The following is a 21,549-nucleotide window of genomic DNA, read 5'->3' as shown; positions in this document are numbered from 1 at the left end:
GCTTAAGTTTTCAGTATTTCATAAGCTTATATTCCTAATCCAAACTCAGCACTTATGCTAATCTGGCTTTATATTGTGGCAAGATTAGCGTGAGTGCACTTTGTTTACTGTTTACCATTCCAATAAAGTTGATACTTTAAAAATCCTCCTCGTTCACTTAATTAAAAGTGACCCTTTAGCCAATCCTTTCGAAAAAGAGCAGATCTTGGTTCAGAGCCCAGGCATGTCTCAATGGCTTAAGATGGAACTCGCCAAAGAGTTTGGTGTAGCAGCAAATATCGATTTTCCTCTTCCAGCAACTTTCATTTGGGATATGTTCACCCAAGTGCTTCCTGACGTACCGAAACGCAGTGCTTTTAATAAAGAAGCGATGACGTGGAAGTTGATGAGTTTGCTACCCGCTAAGCTTGACCACCCTGATTTCTTACCGCTGCAACGCTATCTTGAAAACGACGAAGATGATTCGAAGCTGTATCAATTGGCAGAGAAAATTGCCGATATCTTCGATGGATACTTAGTGTATCGACCGGAGTGGATGGCGATGTGGGAAGCGGGAGAGCCCGTTGCTGAATTGGTCGATGATGAAGGGCAGCAAGAGCACCCTTGGCAGCCAATTTTGTGGAAGGCACTCTACGAGCAAACCCTGTCTCAAGGCCAATCGAAATATCACCGTGGTAACCTGTACCACGACTTCATTGAAGCGCTAGCCAACCAACAAGGTCAGCTACAACGCTTGCCGAAACGTCTGTTTGTGTTTGGTATATCGTCGCTGCCTCCTCGTTACATGGATGCCTTGAAAGCGCTGGGTGAGCAGATTGATGTTCACCTGATGTTTACCAACCCTTGCCAACATTACTGGGGCGATATTCGTGACCGTAAATACTTGGCTAGAGTGGAAGCGCAACGTCGTAAGCAGTTTGCTCTGATTGATGGCTTGCCTCAGCTAGAAGGCGAAGTCTCACCATTAAAAGATGGCATTGAAGCCAATATTGAAGACGAACTGCATACCAGCCAAGCGGTAGGCAATAGCTTACTCGCATCTATGGGTAAGTTAGGTAGAGATAACCTGTTCTTGCTATCTCAATCAGACAGCGAAGAGCATGAGTTCTTTATTGATGTAGAGAGAGATAACCTGCTGCATCAACTGCAAGCCGACATTCTCCAGTTAGAAGAACACCAAGATGATCACATCTTAGACTCCAGCAACCACAAACAAGTGGTTGAGCTGGGCGATCGTTCGTTGACGGTACACGCTTGTCACAGCCCAATGCGCGAGGTGGAGGTTCTCCATGACCAGTTGTTAGCGATGTTTGATGCTGATCCAAGCTTAAAACCACGCGATATCATTGTGATGGTGGCAGACATTAATGCTTATAGCCCAGCGATTCAGGCGGTATTTGGTAATGCTCCGGGTGAGCGTTATATCCCTTACTCGATCTCGGATCGAACGGCAGACCAAGAGAGCCCGATTCTGACCGCGTTCATGCAGTTGGTCGCGCTACCGAATACGCGTTGTTTAGCGTCTGAGTTGTTAGAGCTACTAGAAATCCCAGCGATGATGGCACGCTTTGGCATTGATGAATTTCAATTCGAGCAAGCTAAGCAGTGGGTTGAAGAAGCAGGCATCCGTTGGGGTGTCGATTCGTCTACCGCAACTGAGTTTGATTTGCCTGCCACCGAGCAAAATACCTGGCTATTTGGTATCCAGCGAATGTTATTGGGTTATGCGATGTCGGATTCTGCGGGTCTGTTTGAAACCGAACACTCTCCAATTGCAGCTTATAACGAAGTTCAGGGCATTAACGCTGAACTTGCAGGTAAGTTAGCGCACTTTATTGACCGTATTGCCCATTACCGTCAACGCCTTACTGAGACGCAATCCATCGATATGTGGCGTGAAACCTTGCTGCAAATGATTGACGATTTCTTTGCCGTTGAGCTAGAAGGCGAGGTGGTGCTTAAGTCGATTCGTGATGCACTTTCTCAACTGAATGAACAGCTTGATGATGCCTTGTACGAACAAGAGCTATCGCCAAGCATCATTTATCAGTACTTAAACAATAAACTGTCGGGCGCGCGTATCAGTCAGCGTTTCTTAGCGGGGCAAGTGAACTTTTGTACCCTGATGCCGATGCGTTCTATCCCGTTCAAAACTGTTTGTCTATTAGGCATGAATGACGGTGTTTACCCACGCTCAATGCCGCCGGAAGGTTTTGATTTGATGAACGGACGCACTCGTCCGGGAGATCGTTCTCGTCGTGATGATGACCGTTATCTATTCCTAGAAGCAATGCTGTCAGCACAAGAGTGTTTATACATCAGCTATGTCGGCCGTTCGATTCAAGATAATACTGAGCGAGTACCGTCGGTGTTGGTTTCTGAGTTGATTGAGTACTGCCACCAGAACTACTGCCTAAGTGCAGATCAAGCGTTACCAAGTGATGATTCTGGTATCAAACTGACTCAAGCAATCAGCTTTGAACACACCATGACACCATTTAGCCCAGCAGCCTTTACGCAAGGTGATGCAGGTCATGTATTGAGCTACGCCAAAGAATGGCTTCCTGCGGCAAATCGTTCTGGTGAGCGCAGTGGTGAATTCAATCGCGCTTTGGATGACTATTTGCTTGGTGCGAGCTATCCGTTAGAACTCGATTTGGTTGAGCTACAGCGTTTCTGGCGTTTGCCGGTGCAATACTTCTTTAATCGCCGTCTAAAAGTCGTGTTTGAGCCACCGCTTCCGGTAATGGAAGACGACGAGCCGTTCGTGCTTAATGGCTTAGAAAGCTTCCAGCTTAAAGATGCGCTGCTGCAAGTGTTGCTGGACCACCCAGAAGGTGCAGACGAAGCGGTGCGACTGTTTGTCTCTGAGCAAAAAGCCCAAGGTCGATTACCGGTCGGCGCCTTTGGTGACATCGAATTTGAAACCAATCGTGTTCAAGCGGAAGATTTAGCCAAAGAGATTAGATTTGTGAGCGGATCACCGCAGCAAGATCTCGAAGTGAATATCGAGTTTGACGTGTTAGGCGAAGGCAAGCCTGTTCGCTTGATGGGGTGGTTAACTCAAAACTATCAATCAGGTCTAGTGCGTTTCCGTAGCGGCAAAATACGCTCTCAAGATTACTTGGCTGCGTGGATTGATCATCTATCCTGCGCTGTTATGGGACACGGAAAAACGACCCATATTATTGGCTATGACAGAAAAGAGGGCGTGGTTCACCAAACGCTACAACCTATCGGCGATGCGCAGCAAGCGAAGAGTATATTAGCTGAGTTAGTACGACTGTTTTATCAAGGTATGACTGCACCATTGCCATACTTCCCGAAAACGGCATTAGCTGGTGTTGAAGCGGGCTTTAGCCGTGGTAAGTGGGTCGATGATGAAGAAAAGTCACTCAAGAAAATGGCCGATACCTTTAATGACAGCTTCGCCTTCACGGGCGAGGGTAGAGATACCTACATCTCACGAATCTGGCCTAAATGGGACGATGAGCTGGCTGCTCAATCACGTATGTATTCAACGCTTGTGCTACAGGCGGCAAGGTTGGCTGCTGCCGATCTGGAAGATCAGGAGTAGGTGGCTGTGATCGACAAGATCAATAGCGAGTGCGCTGAATTAATGAAAGACAAAAGAGAGTCGCTGGTAAGCGTTTGGTACGCTTGCTTTCAAGATGAAGGGAATCAAGGTGAATAGAAGCAAGGTACAGGAAATAAAGTGGCCGCCAGTAAATCATTATTAGTGTAGGGCGTTCGCTGTACGGCCACAGGTCAGAGGGACCATTATTCTGTGGTTCAAAGTAACGCCGTAAAGTACAAAACTCGTACGCGCTCCTGAAGTCGTGGGCGCATAGTAGCGAGGCGATCCGAATTGATCCGTGAGAGAGATCGCACTAACTATTAACAAATCAGCGTAGGACGTAAATTGAATGACGTTTTCCACGCTAGGTCACATTTGTAACAACATATTTATCAGAAGGCAGTAAGGCATGACGACCACAAGCAGTGTTCAGGTAATTGCTCCACAGACACTCAATACCATGACGTTTCCACTTCATGGCGCGCGTTTAATTGAAGCATCGGCGGGTACTGGTAAAACATTTACTATCGCTGGCTTGTACTTACGCTTACTGCTCGGACACGGCACGGCAGCACCAACAGGAGAGCTTACAGAAGCTACCCGACATCATGAGCCACTTACCGTAGATCAAATTCTGGTCGTGACTTTTACCGAAGCGGCAACCGCAGAGCTGCGAGATCGTATCCGTGCACGAATCCATGATGCACGCATTGCGTTTGCTCGCGGGCAAAGTGATGACCCAGTGATTGCGCCTCTGTTGCAAGAGATCGAAGACCACGCAGGCGCTGCGAAAACACTGCTCAATGCCGAAAGGCAAATGGATGAAGCGGCGGTCTACACCATTCACGGCTTCTGTCAGCGTATGTTGACTCAAAATGCCTTCGAGTCTGGAAGCCGCTTTGATAATGAATTTGTGACCGATGAAAGTCACCTAAAAGCGCAAGTGGTTGCTGACTACTGGCGTAAGCAGTTTTACCCGCTGCCGACTCAACTGGCTGGTGAGGTTCGTAATATTTGGGGTTCACCGGCTGCGTTATTAGCAGACGTAAATCGTTATCTGACAGGATCTCCGCTGAAATTGACGGTAGATGCGATGTCGGGCGACCTGCAAACTCTGCACAACCAAAACCTAGATAAAGTGAAGCAACTTAAAGCGCTATGGTGTGAATCCGAAGCGGACTTTTTGGCTTTGATCTCTGCTTCGGATGTGAACAAACGTAGCTACACCAAGAAGTCTCTGCCGACATGGTTAGAAGCGGTGACAGCATGGGCGCAGAGCGACACTCATGATTATCAATATCCAGATAAGTTAGAGAAGTTCTCGCAAGCCACTCTCATTGAAAAAACACCGAAAGGCACTGCACCTCAGCATGCAGTTTTCGGAGCGATTGAGGATTTCTTAAATCACCCAGCTGATTTGAAAGCTCCGTTATTGGCGCATGCGATTACTCATTGTCGAACTATGCTCGCCAAGGCGAAACAGCAAAAGCAGTGGTTGTCGTTTGATGACCTACTGACCCAGTTATCTGCGTCGATCGATGTCGATGAGCAGTCACTGCTGGTGGAAAGGATTCGCACGCTCTACCCGGTGGCGATGATCGATGAATTTCAGGATACCGACCCACTGCAATACAGTATTTTTAGCCGAATCTATCTTGATAATCCGCAGTGCGGCTTGTTTATGATCGGTGACCCGAAGCAGGCTATCTATGGTTTCCGCGGTGCAGATATCTTTACCTATATCAAGGCAAGAAACCAAGTTAGTGCTCACTATACGTTAGGCACTAACTGGCGTTCGAGTGCTGATATGGTCAGCGCGGTAAACCAAGTGTTTATGAATTCGGATAGCCCGTTTATCTACGACCAAGACATTCCATTTCTGCCCGTCGCTGCCAGTCCATCGGCTGACAACCGCCAATGGGTGATGAACGGAGAAACTCAACACGCACTGACCTTTTGGTTACAAGAAGCAGAAGATAAGCCACTACCTAAAGGCGAATATCACAAAGCCATGGCCGAGGCGACGGCGAGTCAAATTCAAACCATTCTGACCGCTTCTCAAAATCAACAAGCCTATTTTGATAACGGCAAAAAACAACATGCCGTGAATGCGGGTGATATTGCTGTTTTGGTTCGAACCGGTAGTGAAGGTCGCCTGATCAAAAATGCGCTGTCTGAACAAGGCATTGCGAGTGTGTATTTGTCGAACCGAGACAGTGTGTTTACCAGCTTAGTCGCACAAGATATTCAACGCTTGCTACAAGCTGTGCTGACACCTGAAAACGATCGAGCATTACGCGCCAGTTTAGCGTCGGAGTTGTTTGCTCTGGATGCCGCATCATTGGATGAACTCAACAACGATGAAGTGGTGTGGGAAAACGTCGTTAACGAGTTTAGAGAATATCGTAAGTTGTGGCTTCAGCGCGGCGTGTTGCCAATGCTTCGCAGCGTGATCAGTAAACGACATCTCGCGGAACGCTTACTGGAAGAAGAAAATGGTGAGCGCTCACTCACTGATTTAATGCACATTGGCGAATTGTTGCAACAAGCTAGGCAGGAGCTCGACAGTGACTATGGCTTGTTGCGTTGGTTGGCAGAAGCGATATCAGATGCACAAAATGGTTTAGGCGGCAGTGAAGATGACATTCAACGTCTTGAGTCAGAGAGAAACTTGGTTCAAATCGTTACTATTCACAAATCGAAAGGTTTGGAATATGACCTTGTATTCCTCCCATTTGTCGCGAGTTACCGAGAAGCGAGCGAAGGCAAATTCTACGACCATGATTCAGACACCACAGTACTCGATATTACTGGCAGCGACAGTGCCTTAGCGCAAGCCGATAAAGAACGACTAGCGGAAGATTTGCGCCTGGTTTATGTAGCGCTGACTCGTGCGGTTTATGGCTGTTTTATTGGTATAGCGCCACTGCGTAAAGGGCGTTCAACCAAAGAACCGACAGGCGTGCATTTGAGTGCGATGGGCTACTTGGTTCAAAACGGACAAGAGCAAGGCATCGCCGAGTTGCATCAAGCTCTATCGGCTATTGAGGGTAAGAATTCCAGTGTGCTGTTAGCCGAAACACCTACCGCTCACGAACAAATTTTTGTGCAAACAGAGCAAGTGAGTGACGACTTACAGGCCAGTGAACTTAAGGCTTCAATTGACCGAGCTTGGCGTATCACCAGTTACTCGGGGCTTGTCAAACAGGGCAGTCACGGTGCGAGTCATGACGCGACCATTGAGGTGTCTGGTTTTGATATTGACTCGGCTGATGAGCAGGATGAGTCTGAGTTGATTGAGCCTGAACGCTCTATCTTTACGTTCCCTCGTGGTGCTCGCCCAGGTACTTTCTTACACACCTTGTTTGAGGAGGTTGAATTTACCGAGCCAGCAACCAGTGAACATAACACGCAAGTAATCACTCACTTATTAGAATCAGAGCAATATGAATTAGAGTGGCTACCTGTGCTTCAGCAACTGGTCGATACAGTGCTGAACACCGCATTAGACGGCAAGAACTTAAAGCTAAGCGAGAAAGACTCGACGCAACGTTTAGTTGAGATGGAATTCTTACTGCCGATCGAAGTATTGGCTGCATCTGAACTGAATCAAACCATTCAATATCACGATCCATTGTCAGCCAAAGCGGGCGATCTAGGTTTCCAAACCGTGCAAGGTATGTTGAAAGGCTTCATCGATTTGGTGTTTGAGCACCAAGGTAAATACTATGTACTCGACTGGAAATCGAATCACTTAGGAGATGATGTTGCTGTCTACCATGGCGAGGCATTGAAATCGGCGATGGCCGACCATCGCTATGATTTGCAATATCAAATCTATGCATTGGCGTTGCACCGTTTCTTACGCAGCCGCGTTGCCAATTACAGCTACGAACAACATTTTGGTGGCGTGTACTACTTGTTCTTACGAGGAATGGACGGCCAATCTCAGCAAGGTATTTTCTCGGCGAAACCAACACTGGCTTTACTTGATGAAATGGATCAATTGATTGACGGTAAAGTGATAGACAGACGTTCGGCACAATTGAATGACGATGAAACTGGACAGATGGGGCTTTTATAATGACAACAACGACCACTAATACCGGCATAGATACTGCGAACACAGCAAAGCCAGTTTCACTTATTCCTGAGCAACTGATGGATGTACTCCAGTTTCTTGCGGATAAGGGTTCTATTCGTCAGTTGGATTATCAATTTGCCCGTTTTCTTGATCAGCAAGCCACGAGCTACCCTCAAGAGATCGGCTTTCTCGCGGGGGTAGTGAGCCATGAATTAGGCAAAGGACACATTTGTACTCAGCTTATACAGCAGCATACGACAGGCCCTGAACTAGCGGCAGATCTTGCTCAGTTACTTGGGTTATACGGTGAAACTGCACTGCAATTGAACCAAAAACTGTTGGGTATTGATTGGGTGGCTGTGCTTCAATCATCAAACTTAGTGGGAACGACCAACGATTGTGTTAAGCCTCTAATGTTCGATGGGCAGCGTGTCTATTTACAGCGTTATTGGAACTACGAAGTTGTGTTGGCTGAGACCTTAAACCGTTTAAGTAAGCCGGTAGAGTTCAATACTGAGCAGAAAAAAGCGCTGACTGAAACGCTCAATCTGCTTTTTGCACGTAGCTATCATTTTCTGTTTAACGCCTTAGCCAAGGCTGAAGCAAGCCAACAAACGTCTCAGGTATTACGCCAACAATTGGTGTGTGACCATCTTGATATTGTGAATGAGCAGGCTTTAGATTGGGGATCAATCGACCAAGCGATTGTTCAAGCCAAGCAAGTGACAGATTTAGATGCGCTGGATAGCCTCGTGCCGTTATCTGTCTGTTTGAACTGGCAAAAGGTCGCGGCAGCGGTAGCGTTGAGTCGTCGTTTTGCGGTGATTTCTGGTGGGCCGGGTACTGGTAAAACAACCACGGTAACCAAATTACTGTCGGCGATGGTCGAGCAATCTCTCAGCCAAGGTAAAACACCAACGATTAAGCTAGTGGCACCAACGGGTAAAGCGGCGGCGCGTTTAACCGAGTCGATCGGTAAAGCAATTGAACAGCTGCCATTAGCGCCTGAAGTGAAAGCCAACATACCGACCGAATCGAGCACCTTACACAGATTACTCGGTGCGATTCCTAACCGTGCTGAGTTTAGGCATAACCGACGCAATCCACTCCACCTTGATATCTTGGTAGTGGATGAAGCTTCAATGGTTGATCTGTCGATGATGTATAAGCTGGTGGATGCACTTCCTGAGCACGCAAGGCTCATCTTATTGGGTGATAAAGACCAACTCGCTTCAGTAGAGGCAGGTGCTGTGCTCGGTGATATCTGTTCATTCAACTCTGCAGGGTACAGCACAGCGCAAGGCAATTTGATTGCAGAGATGACAGGTTTTGATGCGATAGCTAAACCAAGACAAGACAAAGCTGGAGCGGTGAATCCGCCTGCGATTGCGGATAGCTTGTGTATGCTGCAGAAGAGTTATCGTTTCGATGCGCGCTCCGGTATCGGTCAGCTGGCAAAAGCAATCAATAATGGTTCTGCGAATCAAGTAGACCAAGTGTTTGCCAAAGGTTTTGGCGATATCGAAAACCACCCTCTGTCGAGTGACAGCTATAACCTGATGCTGCGTACTTTGGTTAACGAGTATGGTGAGTACCTCAATAGAATGAATGTGCCGTTGGAAGAGTTAGAAACTCAAGAAGCGAGAGCGAAATCGGTACTCGATTTGTTCAGCCAATGCCGACTGTTGTGTTCCATTCGTGAAGGGGATTTTGGTGTTAAAGGCCTCAACCACAGAATTGAAAGAGCACTGGCCGCAAGGCGTTTGGTGAGCCCTCATAATGATGAGCTGTGGTATCACGGACGTCCTGTTATGGTGACGCGAAATGATCATGGCTTGGGTTTGTACAATGGTGATATTGGTATCTGTATGCTTGAGGCGGGTTCTAGTCAACCTGACTTAACCCCTCGTTTGAAGGTCTATTTTGAGTTGCCCGATGGCAGCGTAAAAGCTGTGCTACCAAGCCGAGTGCCCGATCATGAAACGGCTTATGCAATGACAATACACAAATCTCAGGGTAGTGAATTTGATCTGACCTTAATGATCTTGCCGCCAGATTTCAGCCCTATTTTAACGCGGGAGCTTATCTATACAGGTATTACACGTGCGAAGAAACGACTGATGATGTTCAGCGATACAAATGTGTTGAAGCGTGGGATTAAGGTGAAAACAGAGCGAGTGAGTGGTTTAGGCAGTCGCTTAACGAATTAGTCGTTATGGACGGCTAGAGAAGGTTTTGAACTTAGGGCTAGACAAACACAAAGCAACCATCCTTGGTTGCTTTGAGCGTTATTAGGAATCAGAGCCTAAAAACGCTCGAGTAAACGATATGTGGTTTATCTTGTACTTTGCTTGGCAATTCAAAATAAACTCTTTTAGATTCTCGCTAACAGGGAACACGCAGTGTACGTCTAGCCCTTCTAAGAATTGGTTATCAGCCATATCCCAAAAACTTTGCAGCGAGTTACAAACAATGGTTCTCATATCAATATTGCTCTTTTTGCTGTTTATATTAACGAGCAGAGCTAATGTTAGCGTGCTGGCCGTCAACGGGTATAGCAATCCGTGCAGTGACCACCTCAATGAGTTCGACATGACTATCGAGATGGCAATTCCAATAAAAACATTTGTTAAGATTATTAAAGCGTCTAAATTCTATACAATTATACGTGTGAGTGAAAGTGCATAGTTAATAAATCTCATATAGGAAACGATTACATTTGCAATTATTTTTCTGTCGAAGTGAGATTGTGCTCCAAAACTTTATTTATACGTTGAGCGCCAAGATCTTTGAGTTTCTCTGATAGTTGTATAACCCTTGTTTTTCCATCGGTAATTCATCAACCGCTATCTCGTAAAAACCCTGTTCACGGAACCAGTGAAGGCTGTGCGTAGTAAGGACAAAAATCTGGTCGATATCACGAGATTTTGATTGGTGACGCATGTAATCCAGCAACAATTGCCCACGGTTTCCATCGCGATAGTCAGGGTGAATCGCCACACACGCCATCTCCGCCATATGATCTTCCGGGTATGCGTAAAGCGCTGCGCAACCGATAATCAGCCCGTCTTTTTCAATAATGGTAAATCGGTGGATTTCTTGCTCTAGCTGTTCTCGAGAGCGGCGCACTAAGATGCCTTGTTCTTCAAGAGGGCGAATAAGGTCAAAGATGCCGCCAATATCGTCGATCTGAGCTTGTCTTACTTGCTCGGCACTAGCCATGACCACTTGGGTTCCAATACCGTCAAAAGAGAACAACTCTTGGATTAATGCGCCATCTACCTTGTAGCTGATTAGATGACAACGAGGCACACCAGCTCGACAAGCGGAGATCGCTCCTTTCAAGAAGCGCAGTGTTCCTGTGCTCATGTCTTCGGCAGGATTTTGAGATTCCGTTAATCGTTCTAGAATTTGCTTGGCATCTTTAGGGAAGAGTTCGGCGAGCACGTTACCGCGTTCATCTGTTACCCCTTGTTCGGAGCAGAAGCCAATCAGCTTGTCGGCCTTTAGACGAATAGCAACTTGGGTAGCGACCTCTTCAGAAAGTAGGTTAAAGCTTTCGCCTGTCACGGAGCTGGCAATAGGGCCAAGCAGTACAATTGAACCTTGGTCAAGCGTGCGATTGATCCCTTCGATATCGATTCGACGAATACGCCCGCTGTGGCAATAATCCGTACCGTCATCCACGCCAAGCGGTTGAGCCGTAATGAAGTTACCACTCATAACATTGAGTTGAGTGCCTGCCATCGGCGTGTTGTTTAAGCTCATTGAGAGGCGTGCGGTGATGGCAAGTTGAAGCTGTCCAGCAGCCTGCATAGCGACGCCCAAAGAATATTCATCAGTGACCCTAATATTCTTGTGATAAGGCGTATGGCAATCTTGCTTGGCGAGCAATTGGTTGATCTGCGGTCTTGCCCCGTGAACGAGAACAATCTTTACTCCAAGGCTGTGGAGCAAGGCTATATCACTAATAATGTTACCAAAGTTCCTGTCGGCAACGGCTTCGCCTCCCAGCATAATGACCATGGTTTTGCCACGGTGAGCATTTACGTAAGGGGTTGATTGTCTGAAACCTTTTACTAGCGCTGTACTTCTTAATTTCACAGAACAAGTCCATTTTGTTTATTTATTCGATAATTTAGCATTTAAATTCAAATGTAAACAACACCTTTTTGGAATAAAGCGCAAACTATTCTTATCTAGGCTTCAATATATAAACTGCCTCAGTGTAGAATGCGCATAGCATCCTTATGAGTAGTCACCGAATGCAACAAGCTCCAGCAACAAAGAACAAAATCGATGAGATAACCAAAGGTCTCTACAGCGAAGCTGATCAGCGCAATCAATCTAAGTTGAAGCGTAAGATCATTGAACGCTGTTTAATGGTTCTAGCCTTAGTGGGTTCGTTTGCGGTGGTTTCTTTGTTCGGCGATGTGCTTTCCCGAGTGCAAAATGCGGCGACGCCCGACAATCTGATATACGGCACTTGGATAGAGCAAGATGTTGCACATTATGCGACCGATGAGTTTGTTCTGAATGCTAATGGTGTGTCAGTTCGTGGGTCTGTTGTTTCGACGAGCTTTGACTTTGACGGTAGCTACTTTGAATATAAGGCGGGTGATAAAACCTATCGCTTCCGCATGACCAATTCTGACAATACAGAAATGGTGCTCGATTCTGACAGTCACTACAATCCTATCTTCCGCCTTAAGGGCCATATCGAGAACTCCGTCCGATAGGTTATCTTCTTGTAAACTCTTACAATCTAAGATTGTGTTATCTGACTGTTTTTGTCATCCTCGATGCATAGAATTTTTAGGATGACTCTTGTGATTAAAAAATGGCTTCCCCTTGTCGCTGCCTCTTTGTTATTTGGCTGTGCTCAACCCACTGATCTTGCTCAGCAACACCTTGATGACGAATTTCCTCGCACCTTGAATAAGGTCGATCAGGTTGAATCCAATAAACCAAGAGACTACACCGCATTTGCAGAACAAGCTGAGATGGTGGTTTCTAAATCCCCTTCGATGGCTAAAATCTATGAGCCGCTTTATCAACAACTCAATGAGTGGGCGATGCTGAGTGGAGATCCAAGCGAGCTAGCGAATTTTGGCGTTCAAACCGCTCAACTAGGTGGTGGTGATAAACAAGGCAATGTTTTGTTCACGGGCTACTTTTCTCCTGTGATGGAGCTGCGCCACGAAGCGAATGAAGAATATCGTTACCCTGTTTACGGGCTTCCTGAGTGTGGCAAAGAGTGTCCAACACGCGAAGAGATTTACAACGGCGCATTAGAAGGTCAAGGCCTTGAGTTAGGTTATTCAGCAAACCGCATCGACCCATTTATGATGGAAGTGCAGGGCAGTGGATTTGTGCACTTCGGTGATGATGACACGCTGCAGTATTTCGCCTACGCGGGTAAGAATAATAAAGCTTATGTGAGCATTGGCCGTGTTCTGATTGAACGAGGCTTAGTTCCACGCGAAAAAATGTCGCTAAAAGCAATCAAAGAGTGGGTATTGGCAAACGATCCTGAAGTAGTGAAAGAGCTGCTTGAGCAAAACCCTTCTTTCGTTTTCTTTGAAGCGAGAGACGACCTATCGGTAATGGGCAGCGCGGGCATTCCTCTATTACCGATGGCGGCGGTAGCGGGCGATCGCTCTATCTTACCTATGGGAACACCGATTCTTGCTGAGGTTCCACTACTGAATGCTGATGGTACTTGGAGCGGCGCTCATCAACTAAGACTGCTATTGGTTTTGGATACGGGCGGCGCGGTTAAGCAAAACCATTTGGACCTTTACCACGGCATGGGCCCTCGAGCGGGTACAGAAGCGGGCCATTACAAGCATTTTGGTCGTGTGTGGAAGCTCGGTTTAGATGGCAGCGCAACTGAAGCGCCTTGGGCTTTGCCTCCTGAAAAGGTTGAGTAAGCTACAATAAAATAGGGCATTGAAAGCGAATCGCTAATCCCCTAGACTTTTTATTCAAGAGTGCGTATAAAACGCACTCTTTTCTTTTTCTCAGAAATAAATTGGCGGCAACAATGCGTGAATTGACCACTCCAGCTTCAGAAAACTATGACCAACGATTTGGTGGCACCCGTCGCCTATATGGCAATAGTGAAGTCGACATACTTAGAGCAGCACACGTGTGTGTGATCGGTATTGGTGGTGTCGGTTCATGGGCGGTTGAAGCGCTTGCTCGTACTGGTTTAGGTGAGCTGACTTTGATCGATATGGATGATGTGTGTGTGACCAACATCAACCGTCAGATCCACGCAATGTCGGGTACCGTTGGTAAAAGCAAAATTGAAGTGATGGCAGAGCGCGTTAAGCTGATTAACCCTGAGTGTAAAGTTAACCTGATTGACGACTTCATCGGCCCAGACAATCAGGCTGAATACCTGTCGAAAGAGTTCGACTTTGTATTAGATGCGATTGACAGCATGAAAGCTAAGGCTTCACTGTTGGCATATTGTCGTAGCAACAAAATTAAGGTGATCACCACTGGTGGTGCGGGTGGTCAAATCGATCCGACTCAAATCAAAGTGGCTGATCTGACGAAGACGATTCAAGATCCGCTCGCGAAGAAGCTAAAAGATACCCTTCGTCGTCATCATAATTTCCCTAAGAATCCAGCACGTAAGTTTGGTATCGATTGTGTGTTCTCAACTGAACAGCTGAAATACCCTCAAGCTGACGGCAGTGTCTGTGCTGCGAAAGCGACAGCAGAAGGTCCAAAACGTATGGATTGTGCGACGGGTTTTGGTGCGGCAACAGTTGTAACGGCGACGTTTGGTTTTGTAGCTGTTTCGCGTATCGTTGAAAAGCTGATTCAAAAGCACGCTAAGTAACGTCTTTTACTCAATTAACAATCGACTGGATATTAAAATGACCACATTCCCAAGCTCTCCATTCGGCACTGAAATTACCAGTGATGATATCGTCGCGAAGATGCAGACATTCAGCGGCTGGGAAGACCGTTATCGCCAAGTGATTCAATGGGGTAAGAAACTGCCAACGATGCCTGATGAACTGAAAAGTGAGCAGGTGATTGTCTCTGGCTGTGAAAGCCAAGTGTGGTTGGTTTCTCAAAATATCGACGGTGTTTGGCACTTTTGTGCTGATTCTGATGCTCGTATTGTGCGCGGTCTGATTGCATTAGTGATGGCTGCGTATGATGGAAAAACATCAGAGCAGGTTCAAGCGTTCGATATTGATGGTTACTTTGAACAAATCGGTCTAATTACCCACCTTAGCCCATCTCGCGGTAATGGATTAAAAGCGATTGTTGCTCAAATCCAAGAGCTAAGTGCTTAATATCTTCTTGATACACAGAAGCAAAAAGGGTTGACGTTAAACGCCAACCCTAAGTAATTTCGCTACTCCCTAAAGCATATCAACGGCTTTTTCTATCGCCGCTACGAGCTTTTCAACATCATCCATGTTGTTGTAAATACCAAATGAAATTCGAACCGTTCCTTTCACATTAAGTGCATCCATTAATGGGTGAGCACAATGATGCCCTGCACGTACTGCGATACCTTGCTGATCCAGTAGAGTCGCTATATCTTGATGGTGAACACCATCCATCACAAAAGTAATCACACTTGCGTTAGGTTGATACCCTAAAATCTGAATGTCATCCAGTTTACAGAGAGCAAGATAAGTCTCGTGTTGTAGTTGGTGGATATGATTTTCGACATCTTGTTGTACAAAACCACTTAACCATTCTATTGCGGTGCTTAGTGCTATGGCTCCTGCCACATTTGGCGTGCCCGCTTCGAATTTGCCAGGCAGTTCTGAAAAAGTAGTGCCAGAGAAAGAGACGCGCTCGACCATTTTGCCACCACCATGCCAAGGTGGCATCGCTTCAAGCAATTCAAGTTTGCCGTAAAGCACACCAATACCGGCAGGGGCATAGAGCTTGTGCCCTGAGAATACGTAGAAATCCGCACCTAAAGCAGCAACATCAACTGGCTCATGAACGATGCCTTGCGCGCCATCGACCACAACAATCGCATTCATCTTGTGTGCTTTTTCTATGACAGCTTCAATTGGCTGACGAGAACCCGTCACGTTGGTTATCTGAGCCAATGCAACAATCTTGGTTCGTTCATTTAAAAGCGTATCAAACGCGACTAGGTCAAATTCGCAATCCGATGTCATCGGTACTTTAACGACTTTAGCGCCGGTTTGTTCTGCAACAATTTGCCAAGGCACTATGTTGGCGTGATGTTCCATTTCACTAACCAAGATCTCATCGCCAGGTTGAAGGGTACTTCTTGCGTAGGTTTGAGCGATCAGGTTAAGTGCTTCGGTAGCGCCACGAGTCCAGATGATCTCTTTTGAAGAGCTTGCACCAATAAACTGAGCGACCTTATCTCTTGCCGCTTCAAACTGACTGGTCGCGTTCGCTGTTAAGCTATGACTACCACGGTGAACATTGGCATTTTGTTTGGAGTAATATTGGCTAATGGCATCAATAACCACCTGAGGTTTTTGTGTCGTTGCCGCGCTGTCTAAGTAAATCAATGGTTGTTGATTGATGGTTTGTGATAGCGCAGGAAACTGCTCTCGGATGTGATTGATATCAAGCATCTATTCTTACCTAAAATCTTGGGAATTGGTGCTAGCGTTGTGCTTAGCGGTATTATTATTTTATCGCGACTTGTTAACCGTTGCTGACTAATCTTGATGATTCCAGCTATTTTCTTGCCCTTTGACCTGATCGAAAAGCTCTTGGTTAACGGGAGCTTCTATCTGATGCTTAAGCGCTATTTTTATTAGGTGTCCAGTGATGAAGTCGATCTCTGTCTTGCGCTGGTAAAACATATCCTGCTTCATGGATGAGTTGTTTTGCGCCGTGGCTTGGATAACCTGTTTGACGCTTGCTTCCAATTCATCGAATGAACAAACGATCCCTTCGGCTTGCATAACCTGCGTGAGCTCTTTAACGATAGAACTCAAAATATCCTCAAACCTTTTATCTGCAAGCTCGCCATTCTTGATCTGTTCAAGGCCCGTGAGTGGGTTGATCGCACAATTGATGGCGAGCTTAGTCCAAAGCGCGGTTTCTATTTGTGGGTTCCAACGCACAGCAGGGAGAGCATCATCTAGGACATTAACTAGAAACCTACACTGTTGGCCAGTTTGGTTGAAAGCACCCAATTGAGTTTGGCCGATTCCTGTGTGAGATACATTATTGCGGTCGGGTTTGAATGCAGCTTGAGTAGTCGTCGCCAATATTATTGGGTAAGCATCAATTTGAGTAGCTATCTCATCAACCGCGCCCATTCCGTTATGCATGAACATGAGAATGGTGTCAGAGTCGAGATATTGAAGTAACGGAGTGGTGGCTTCTTCTACTTGCCAAGCCTTGACTGTGAAGATAACCAAATCACTCGTTGATAGCTTGTCGATATTGTTATTGCTGAAGGAAAGTGAAGTTTGCTCATCAAGTGTTAGGTCAATTGAGGTTTCAGGGGAGCGACTCAACAAAGAGACATTATGACCAGCTTGAAGTAGTTTTATCGCCCATAAAGAGCCGATAGCTCCAGGTCCAACAATAGTGATGTTCACAGCAATACCGAGATAAGAAAGTGATGCTGCAAGGATAGCTAGGCATTAAATGAAAGCAATAAAAAATGGCACCCTAGGGTGCCATTTTGGAAACTTTTCTTAGAAGTTCGATTAGAACTTGTAAGTTACTGCAACGTAGTGACCTACGCCAGAAGAATCAGCTTGTGAAGAAGCGTCCCATGGTAGGTCTGCACCATCTTTAAAGCCGTATACATCGCTGTATAGTTTCAGGCCGTAACCAACTGCAAAACGATCTGAGTGCCAGTAGATACCGTTGAACATTGCGCCGCCGTTGCTTACTTGAGCGTACTCATCTTTCATACCGAATTGGTAATCAATGTAACCTTGGTAAGAGATGAATGAACCGTTCTCGAAGAAGTAGAATGGCTTGAACCAGTTAGTCGAGATTTGGAAACCGTTCCAATCTTTTTGGTTTGAGTCGTATGTACCGTAAAGGTTTAGACCCATTTTACCGAACCATGGAACCATTACGTCAGAACCTAGACCAACTTTCTGAGTGTTAACACCACCGTTGTTACCATCCCACTCGAAAAGAGTTGAAAGGTATAGTTCTTCAACTGGACCGAAAGAAAGGTCTTTACCAGTTAGGCCGTCAAGAGACATACGAGGAGCAAACTTCATGAAGATTTTGCCATCTTTGTCTGCTTTGTCGCTGCTTGAGTCTGATGTTAGGTTAAATACATCAACATAGCCGTAAAGGTCGAAGATTCCAGAGCGACCACCAAATTCCATCTCTAGGTAATCATGAGTAGATTCGTAAGGACCTTTCTCGTTGATTGCACCCATGATGTTGAACTGCATCCATTTGTAATCGTTTTTATGGATGTCGCCGTCAGAATAATCCGCTGCCATTACTGGAGCAGAAGTTGCTGCAAGTAGGCCAAGAGTTAAAAGTGATTTACGCATAATGGAACTCTCTATGTTTGAAATAAGTAACCCGCTAATCCGTGCGTGTTTATGATGTCCGAATGCCGAGCATAATAGCGATTTTGTTCTCAAATAAAAGTGAGACAGAGTGAAAATTACAATTATTAAGGTGAGGTTGATCACACTAATGATCTAAATGATGGAACTTTACGGTGGCAATGCATCTTGATGCACCTCTAATTCTATTGATTTTGTGAAATTCGATTATTTTGTGGATAAATAGGTGAAATACTGCGCTAAGCAAACGATTCTACTAATTAGAGTGATATGCATATCAAAATCAACAGTATTCTTTTCTAAGCGTTTTCTCTTAAAAAATGACTCATTCAAACCACCTCTTAATCTCGTCTTTGATCTATTTTTGACCAACAGCGTAGTGGAGTTGGAATCAATTGATGGACAACTCATGTGATGACTGCCTAGGGATTTGAACCTAGCTACTTTTTGAATCACGGAGAATTAAAGACAGTTCACTGCACTAGATTTTGAAATACTTTTTAAAGATTAGTTATTGGACTAATCATTTGTGTGACGAACTGGTCTAACTTTTTTGGAGAGAAGACCGATGAAATATTCACCTATACTCGCTGTAGCGATATCAGCCCTTTTCATTGTTGGGTGTGATGATGACGATGAACCAACAACTCAACTACAAGCTGTACATGCATCGCCAGATGCGCCTTTAGCTAACGTTTTAGTCAATAGCCAGGCTCGTTGGAGCGGTGTCGATTATGCTCAGGCATCCGGATACGCCTCAGTAGATCAAGGACAGACAACTCTTCAAGTCGATGTTCAACTCCCAGGTGACGCTGTTGCTACTGTTATTTCTCCAAGCCAATTCGATTTAAGCGGTGAATTAGATTACACCGTGATGGTTGTAGGCGACGCCGATGGATCCAACAATCCTGTAGAGGCTTTGGTTGTTACTCGCCCTGCTGCAGGAACGGCAACAAGTTCAAGCCTAGATGTGCAAGTAGTACACGCGGCAACAGGTGTTGGCGATGTAAATCTGTATGTCACTGGTCCTAGTGATCCATTGGGCGCACCGTTAGGGACTTTAGCTTATAAAGATTTTACTGACGTGCTGAATATTCCAGCTGGTCAGTACCGAGTAAGATTAGAAACAGTGAGCGGAAGTGCTATTGCTTTTGATTCTGGAGAGATAACTCTGGCTGGCGGTAGCGAGCTAACGATCGCGGCTGTGCCAAGAGCTGACTCCAATAGCACTTCTCCAGTAAAATTGATGGTAATGGACGGTTCGGGCTCATCTTTAATCTACGACATGGCAGAAACTGCAGAAGTAAGAGTCGGTCATCTCGTTGATGGCGCCCCAGATGTAGATGTTTTTGTCAACGGAGCTGCATTTGCACCTCTTGCTGATTTGATGTTTAAAGAGATCCGCGGTTTTATCGATTTAGCCGCCGGAAGTTATGACATTGACATCTTTGCTGATGGCACTACAACCAATGCACTGATTGATGCAGATGGAGTCGCGGTATTTGCTGGTATGGATTACAGCATCTATGCAGTAGGGACGGTAACTCCACTGAGTTTGGAACCATTGGTTATTCCTGAAAACCGTCGTCCGGTTGCGACCAGCGCGGTGCTAAACATTACCCACGCCGCTGCTAACCCAATAGCGGCTTCGGTGGACATATACTTAACAGAAAACGTAGGTATCTCTGGTAGCACCCCGGCGTTAAGTGACGTGAAATTCAAAGATTATGCGAATGGCATTTATGTTGCGGCGGGGTCTTACTTTGTGACGATAACGGTAGCGGGTCAGCCGTCGGTTGTGGCGATTGATTCAGCGCCTGCTACTTTGGCTAATGGTGTGGTGTATCAAGTCGTGGCGATTGATGATTCGATGGGAACGGATTTTAACCTAATTGTCAGTGAAACAACAGACTAGATCTGAAGACAGAACGTAGAAGAGGGTAGCTCAATGCTACCCTCTTCTCATTTTTTTCTTTGACTCTATTCTTGATTGTTTTTGGCTTTTTCTAATAAATCCGTGAAAAAGTGGCGTAACGAGTAGAGCATGATCAAACTCGGTATCACCATGAGTGCAGTCAGTATAAAGAAGGTTGACCAGTCATTGAGGTAATCAACCAACTCACCACTGAAGGAAGCCAGCGTTGTTCGACCAAAATTGCCCAACGATGCTAATAAGGCATATTGTGTCGCAGAGAATGCTTGCCCGGTTAATAGCGTTAAGAAAGAGACAAAAGCTACTGTTGAAAAGGCGGTCGTGAAGTTATCGACAATGATGGTTGCCAAGAACAAGGTCTCACTTGGGCCTGTCTGAGCGATCCATGCAAACATTAGATTACTGGCTGCCATTGCAACACCTCCGATCATCAGTCCGCGTACAATACCGAATTTCACATTGAAGACACTGCCTACCAAAGTGAAGAATATGGTTGCGCCCCAACCAATTAACTTCGAATAGTGGCCGATCTGTTCGTTACTGAAACCTATCTCTTTATAGAAGGTGATCGACATACGACCTAGGAAGGCTTCACCTATCTTAAATAGGAATACGAACAGCAGTAGGGTGATGGCAACTTGGACTCCGTTTCGTTTGAAGAAGTCATAAAACGGTTCTAACACGGTAACACTGAACCAAGCCACGACTTTCGAACCGATAACCTTATTGTGGCGTTGTTGAGCTTGTTCTTGCAGGGCTTCGCGTTGTGTGTTTGGCTCTCCGACAAAAAGCGTAAACAGCATTAGTACGACAACGACGCCTGCCATTCCGTAATACACACCATTCCAACCGATTGAGTCTGCGTTAATAAAGGCAAGGTAGCCTGGTAGAGAATACCCCGTCCACCAACCCATCACTGCCATTGCAGAAGCTTGCGGCAGTTTTGATGCTTCGGATTTTGGGAAGGTGTCAATACGAAATGCATCAATCGCGATGTCTTGCGTGGCTGAGGCAATGGCAATAGCGAGCGCCAACATTGAGGTAAACGCCAAATTCTCTGCGGGATTGACGCCTGCGATGAACAAGGTACCGATTAAAACAATGGTTTGGCAGAAAAAGATCCAACTGCGGCGCTGGCCGAGTATTGCGTGAAGCACCGGCAGTTTTACTCGGTCGACCAATGGTGCCCATAGAAAGTTAATCGCATACACGGCAAACACACTACCAAAGTAGCCAATGGCTGCTCGTGTTAAACCTGCATCTTTTAGCCAACCAGACATGTTGGATCCAATAAGAACCCATGGGAAGCCACTCGAACAGCCGAGCATAAACACCCAAAGTAGGCGTTTATCAAGGTAGCTGCGGAAAGTCTGCATCCAAGAAAGAGAGGGAGTGCCTGATGACATAGGGCGTCCTTGTGTAGAAA

The 21,549-nt window shown here is 46.0% G+C and carries 14 protein-coding genes; 8 read left to right on the top strand and 6 right to left on the bottom strand.

Annotated features, from left to right (window positions below):
• The first annotated feature begins 100 nt into the window (after window positions 1–100).
• The 3 genes from recC to recD all read left to right on the top strand — a co-directional run bounded on the left by recC (window position 101) and on the right by recD (window position 9,871).
• Window positions 101–3,577: an exodeoxyribonuclease V subunit gamma gene (recC, locus tag AB4482_RS06725; RefSeq protein WP_372180725.1), complete on the top strand. Its 3,477-nt coding sequence runs from the start codon at window positions 101–103 to the stop codon at window positions 3,575–3,577.
• Between the two features lie 409 nt (window positions 3,578–3,986).
• Window positions 3,987–7,661: an exodeoxyribonuclease V subunit beta gene (gene recB, locus AB4482_RS06720; RefSeq protein WP_372180723.1), complete on the top strand. Its 3,675-nt coding sequence runs from the start codon at window positions 3,987–3,989 to the stop codon at window positions 7,659–7,661.
• A complete protein-coding gene (gene recD, locus AB4482_RS06715; RefSeq protein WP_372180722.1) occupies window positions 7,661–9,871 on the top strand; it encodes an exodeoxyribonuclease V subunit alpha in 2,211 nt (736 codons plus the stop codon). Before recB ends, recD begins: the two co-directional genes overlap by 1 nt.
• Before the next feature lie 81 nt (window positions 9,872–9,952).
• Here the strand turns inward: recD and AB4482_RS06710 are convergent, their stop codons facing one another.
• Window positions 9,953–10,144 carry a hypothetical protein gene (locus AB4482_RS06710; RefSeq protein ID WP_046224581.1) on the bottom strand — a complete coding sequence of 64 codons (192 nt, stop codon included), beginning with the start codon at window positions 10,142–10,144 and terminating at the stop codon, window positions 9,953–9,955.
• A 283-nt stretch (window positions 10,145–10,427) separates the two neighbouring features.
• Window positions 10,428–11,765, bottom strand: a complete 1,338-nt coding sequence (gene argA / locus AB4482_RS06705) for an amino-acid N-acetyltransferase (protein WP_017065782.1) — start codon at window positions 11,763–11,765, stop codon at window positions 10,428–10,430.
• Window positions 11,766–11,926: 161 nt separating this feature from the next.
• Between argA and AB4482_RS06700 the strand changes: the two genes are divergently transcribed.
• The 4 genes from AB4482_RS06700 (at window position 11,927) to csdE (ending at window position 14,983) form a co-directional block, all read left to right on the top strand.
• Entirely contained in the window at window positions 11,927–12,400 is a 474-nt protein-coding gene (locus AB4482_RS06700) for a DUF2850 domain-containing protein (protein WP_372180755.1), read from the top strand.
• A gap of 81 nt (window positions 12,401–12,481) precedes the next feature.
• Window positions 12,482–13,594 carry a murein transglycosylase A gene (gene mltA / locus AB4482_RS06695; RefSeq protein WP_017059898.1) on the top strand — a complete coding sequence of 371 codons (1,113 nt, stop codon included), beginning with the start codon at window positions 12,482–12,484 and terminating at the stop codon, window positions 13,592–13,594.
• 113 nt (window positions 13,595–13,707) lie between these two features.
• Window positions 13,708–14,517, top strand: coding sequence for a tRNA cyclic N6-threonylcarbamoyladenosine(37) synthase TcdA (gene tcdA / locus AB4482_RS06690; RefSeq protein ID WP_017059899.1), 810 nt, complete (start codon window positions 13,708–13,710; stop codon window positions 14,515–14,517).
• A gap of 37 nt (window positions 14,518–14,554) precedes the next feature.
• Window positions 14,555–14,983 carry a cysteine desulfurase sulfur acceptor subunit CsdE gene (csdE, locus tag AB4482_RS06685; RefSeq protein WP_017059900.1) on the top strand — a complete coding sequence of 143 codons (429 nt, stop codon included), beginning with the start codon at window positions 14,555–14,557 and terminating at the stop codon, window positions 14,981–14,983.
• Between the two features lie 69 nt (window positions 14,984–15,052).
• Here csdE and csdA read toward each other — a convergent pair whose 3' ends face one another.
• From csdA to AB4482_RS06670, 3 genes are all read right to left on the bottom strand, one after another.
• On the bottom strand, window positions 15,053–16,264 hold the full coding sequence (csdA, locus tag AB4482_RS06680; protein ID WP_372180721.1) for a cysteine desulfurase CsdA: 1,212 nt from the start codon (window positions 16,262–16,264) through the stop codon (window positions 15,053–15,055).
• An 87-nt stretch (window positions 16,265–16,351) separates the two neighbouring features.
• A complete protein-coding gene (panE, locus tag AB4482_RS06675; protein WP_372180719.1) occupies window positions 16,352–17,245 on the bottom strand; it encodes a 2-dehydropantoate 2-reductase in 894 nt (297 codons plus the stop codon).
• A gap of 111 nt (window positions 17,246–17,356) precedes the next feature.
• Entirely contained in the window at window positions 17,357–18,172 is an 816-nt protein-coding gene (locus tag AB4482_RS06670; protein ID WP_102320250.1) for an outer membrane protein OmpK, read from the bottom strand.
• 586 nt (window positions 18,173–18,758) lie between these two features.
• Here AB4482_RS06670 and AB4482_RS06665 point away from each other — a divergent pair.
• Entirely contained in the window at window positions 18,759–20,105 is a 1,347-nt protein-coding gene (locus AB4482_RS06665; protein ID WP_372180718.1) for a DUF4397 domain-containing protein, read from the top strand.
• Between the two features lie 65 nt (window positions 20,106–20,170).
• Here AB4482_RS06665 and AB4482_RS06660 read toward each other — a convergent pair whose 3' ends face one another.
• Window positions 20,171–21,529: an AmpG family muropeptide MFS transporter gene (locus AB4482_RS06660; protein WP_050052883.1), complete on the bottom strand. Its 1,359-nt coding sequence runs from the start codon at window positions 21,527–21,529 to the stop codon at window positions 20,171–20,173.
• Window positions 21,530–21,549: the final 20 nt, after the last annotated feature.

The sequence above is a fragment of the Vibrio sp. 10N.222.55.C7 genome (genome assembly GCF_041473335.1).
Classification (GTDB): domain Bacteria; phylum Pseudomonadota; class Gammaproteobacteria; order Enterobacterales; family Vibrionaceae; genus Vibrio; species Vibrio crassostreae_C.
The sequence above is the reverse complement of the archived record's forward strand: the minus strand, read 5'-3'. Positions and strand labels throughout refer to the sequence as shown.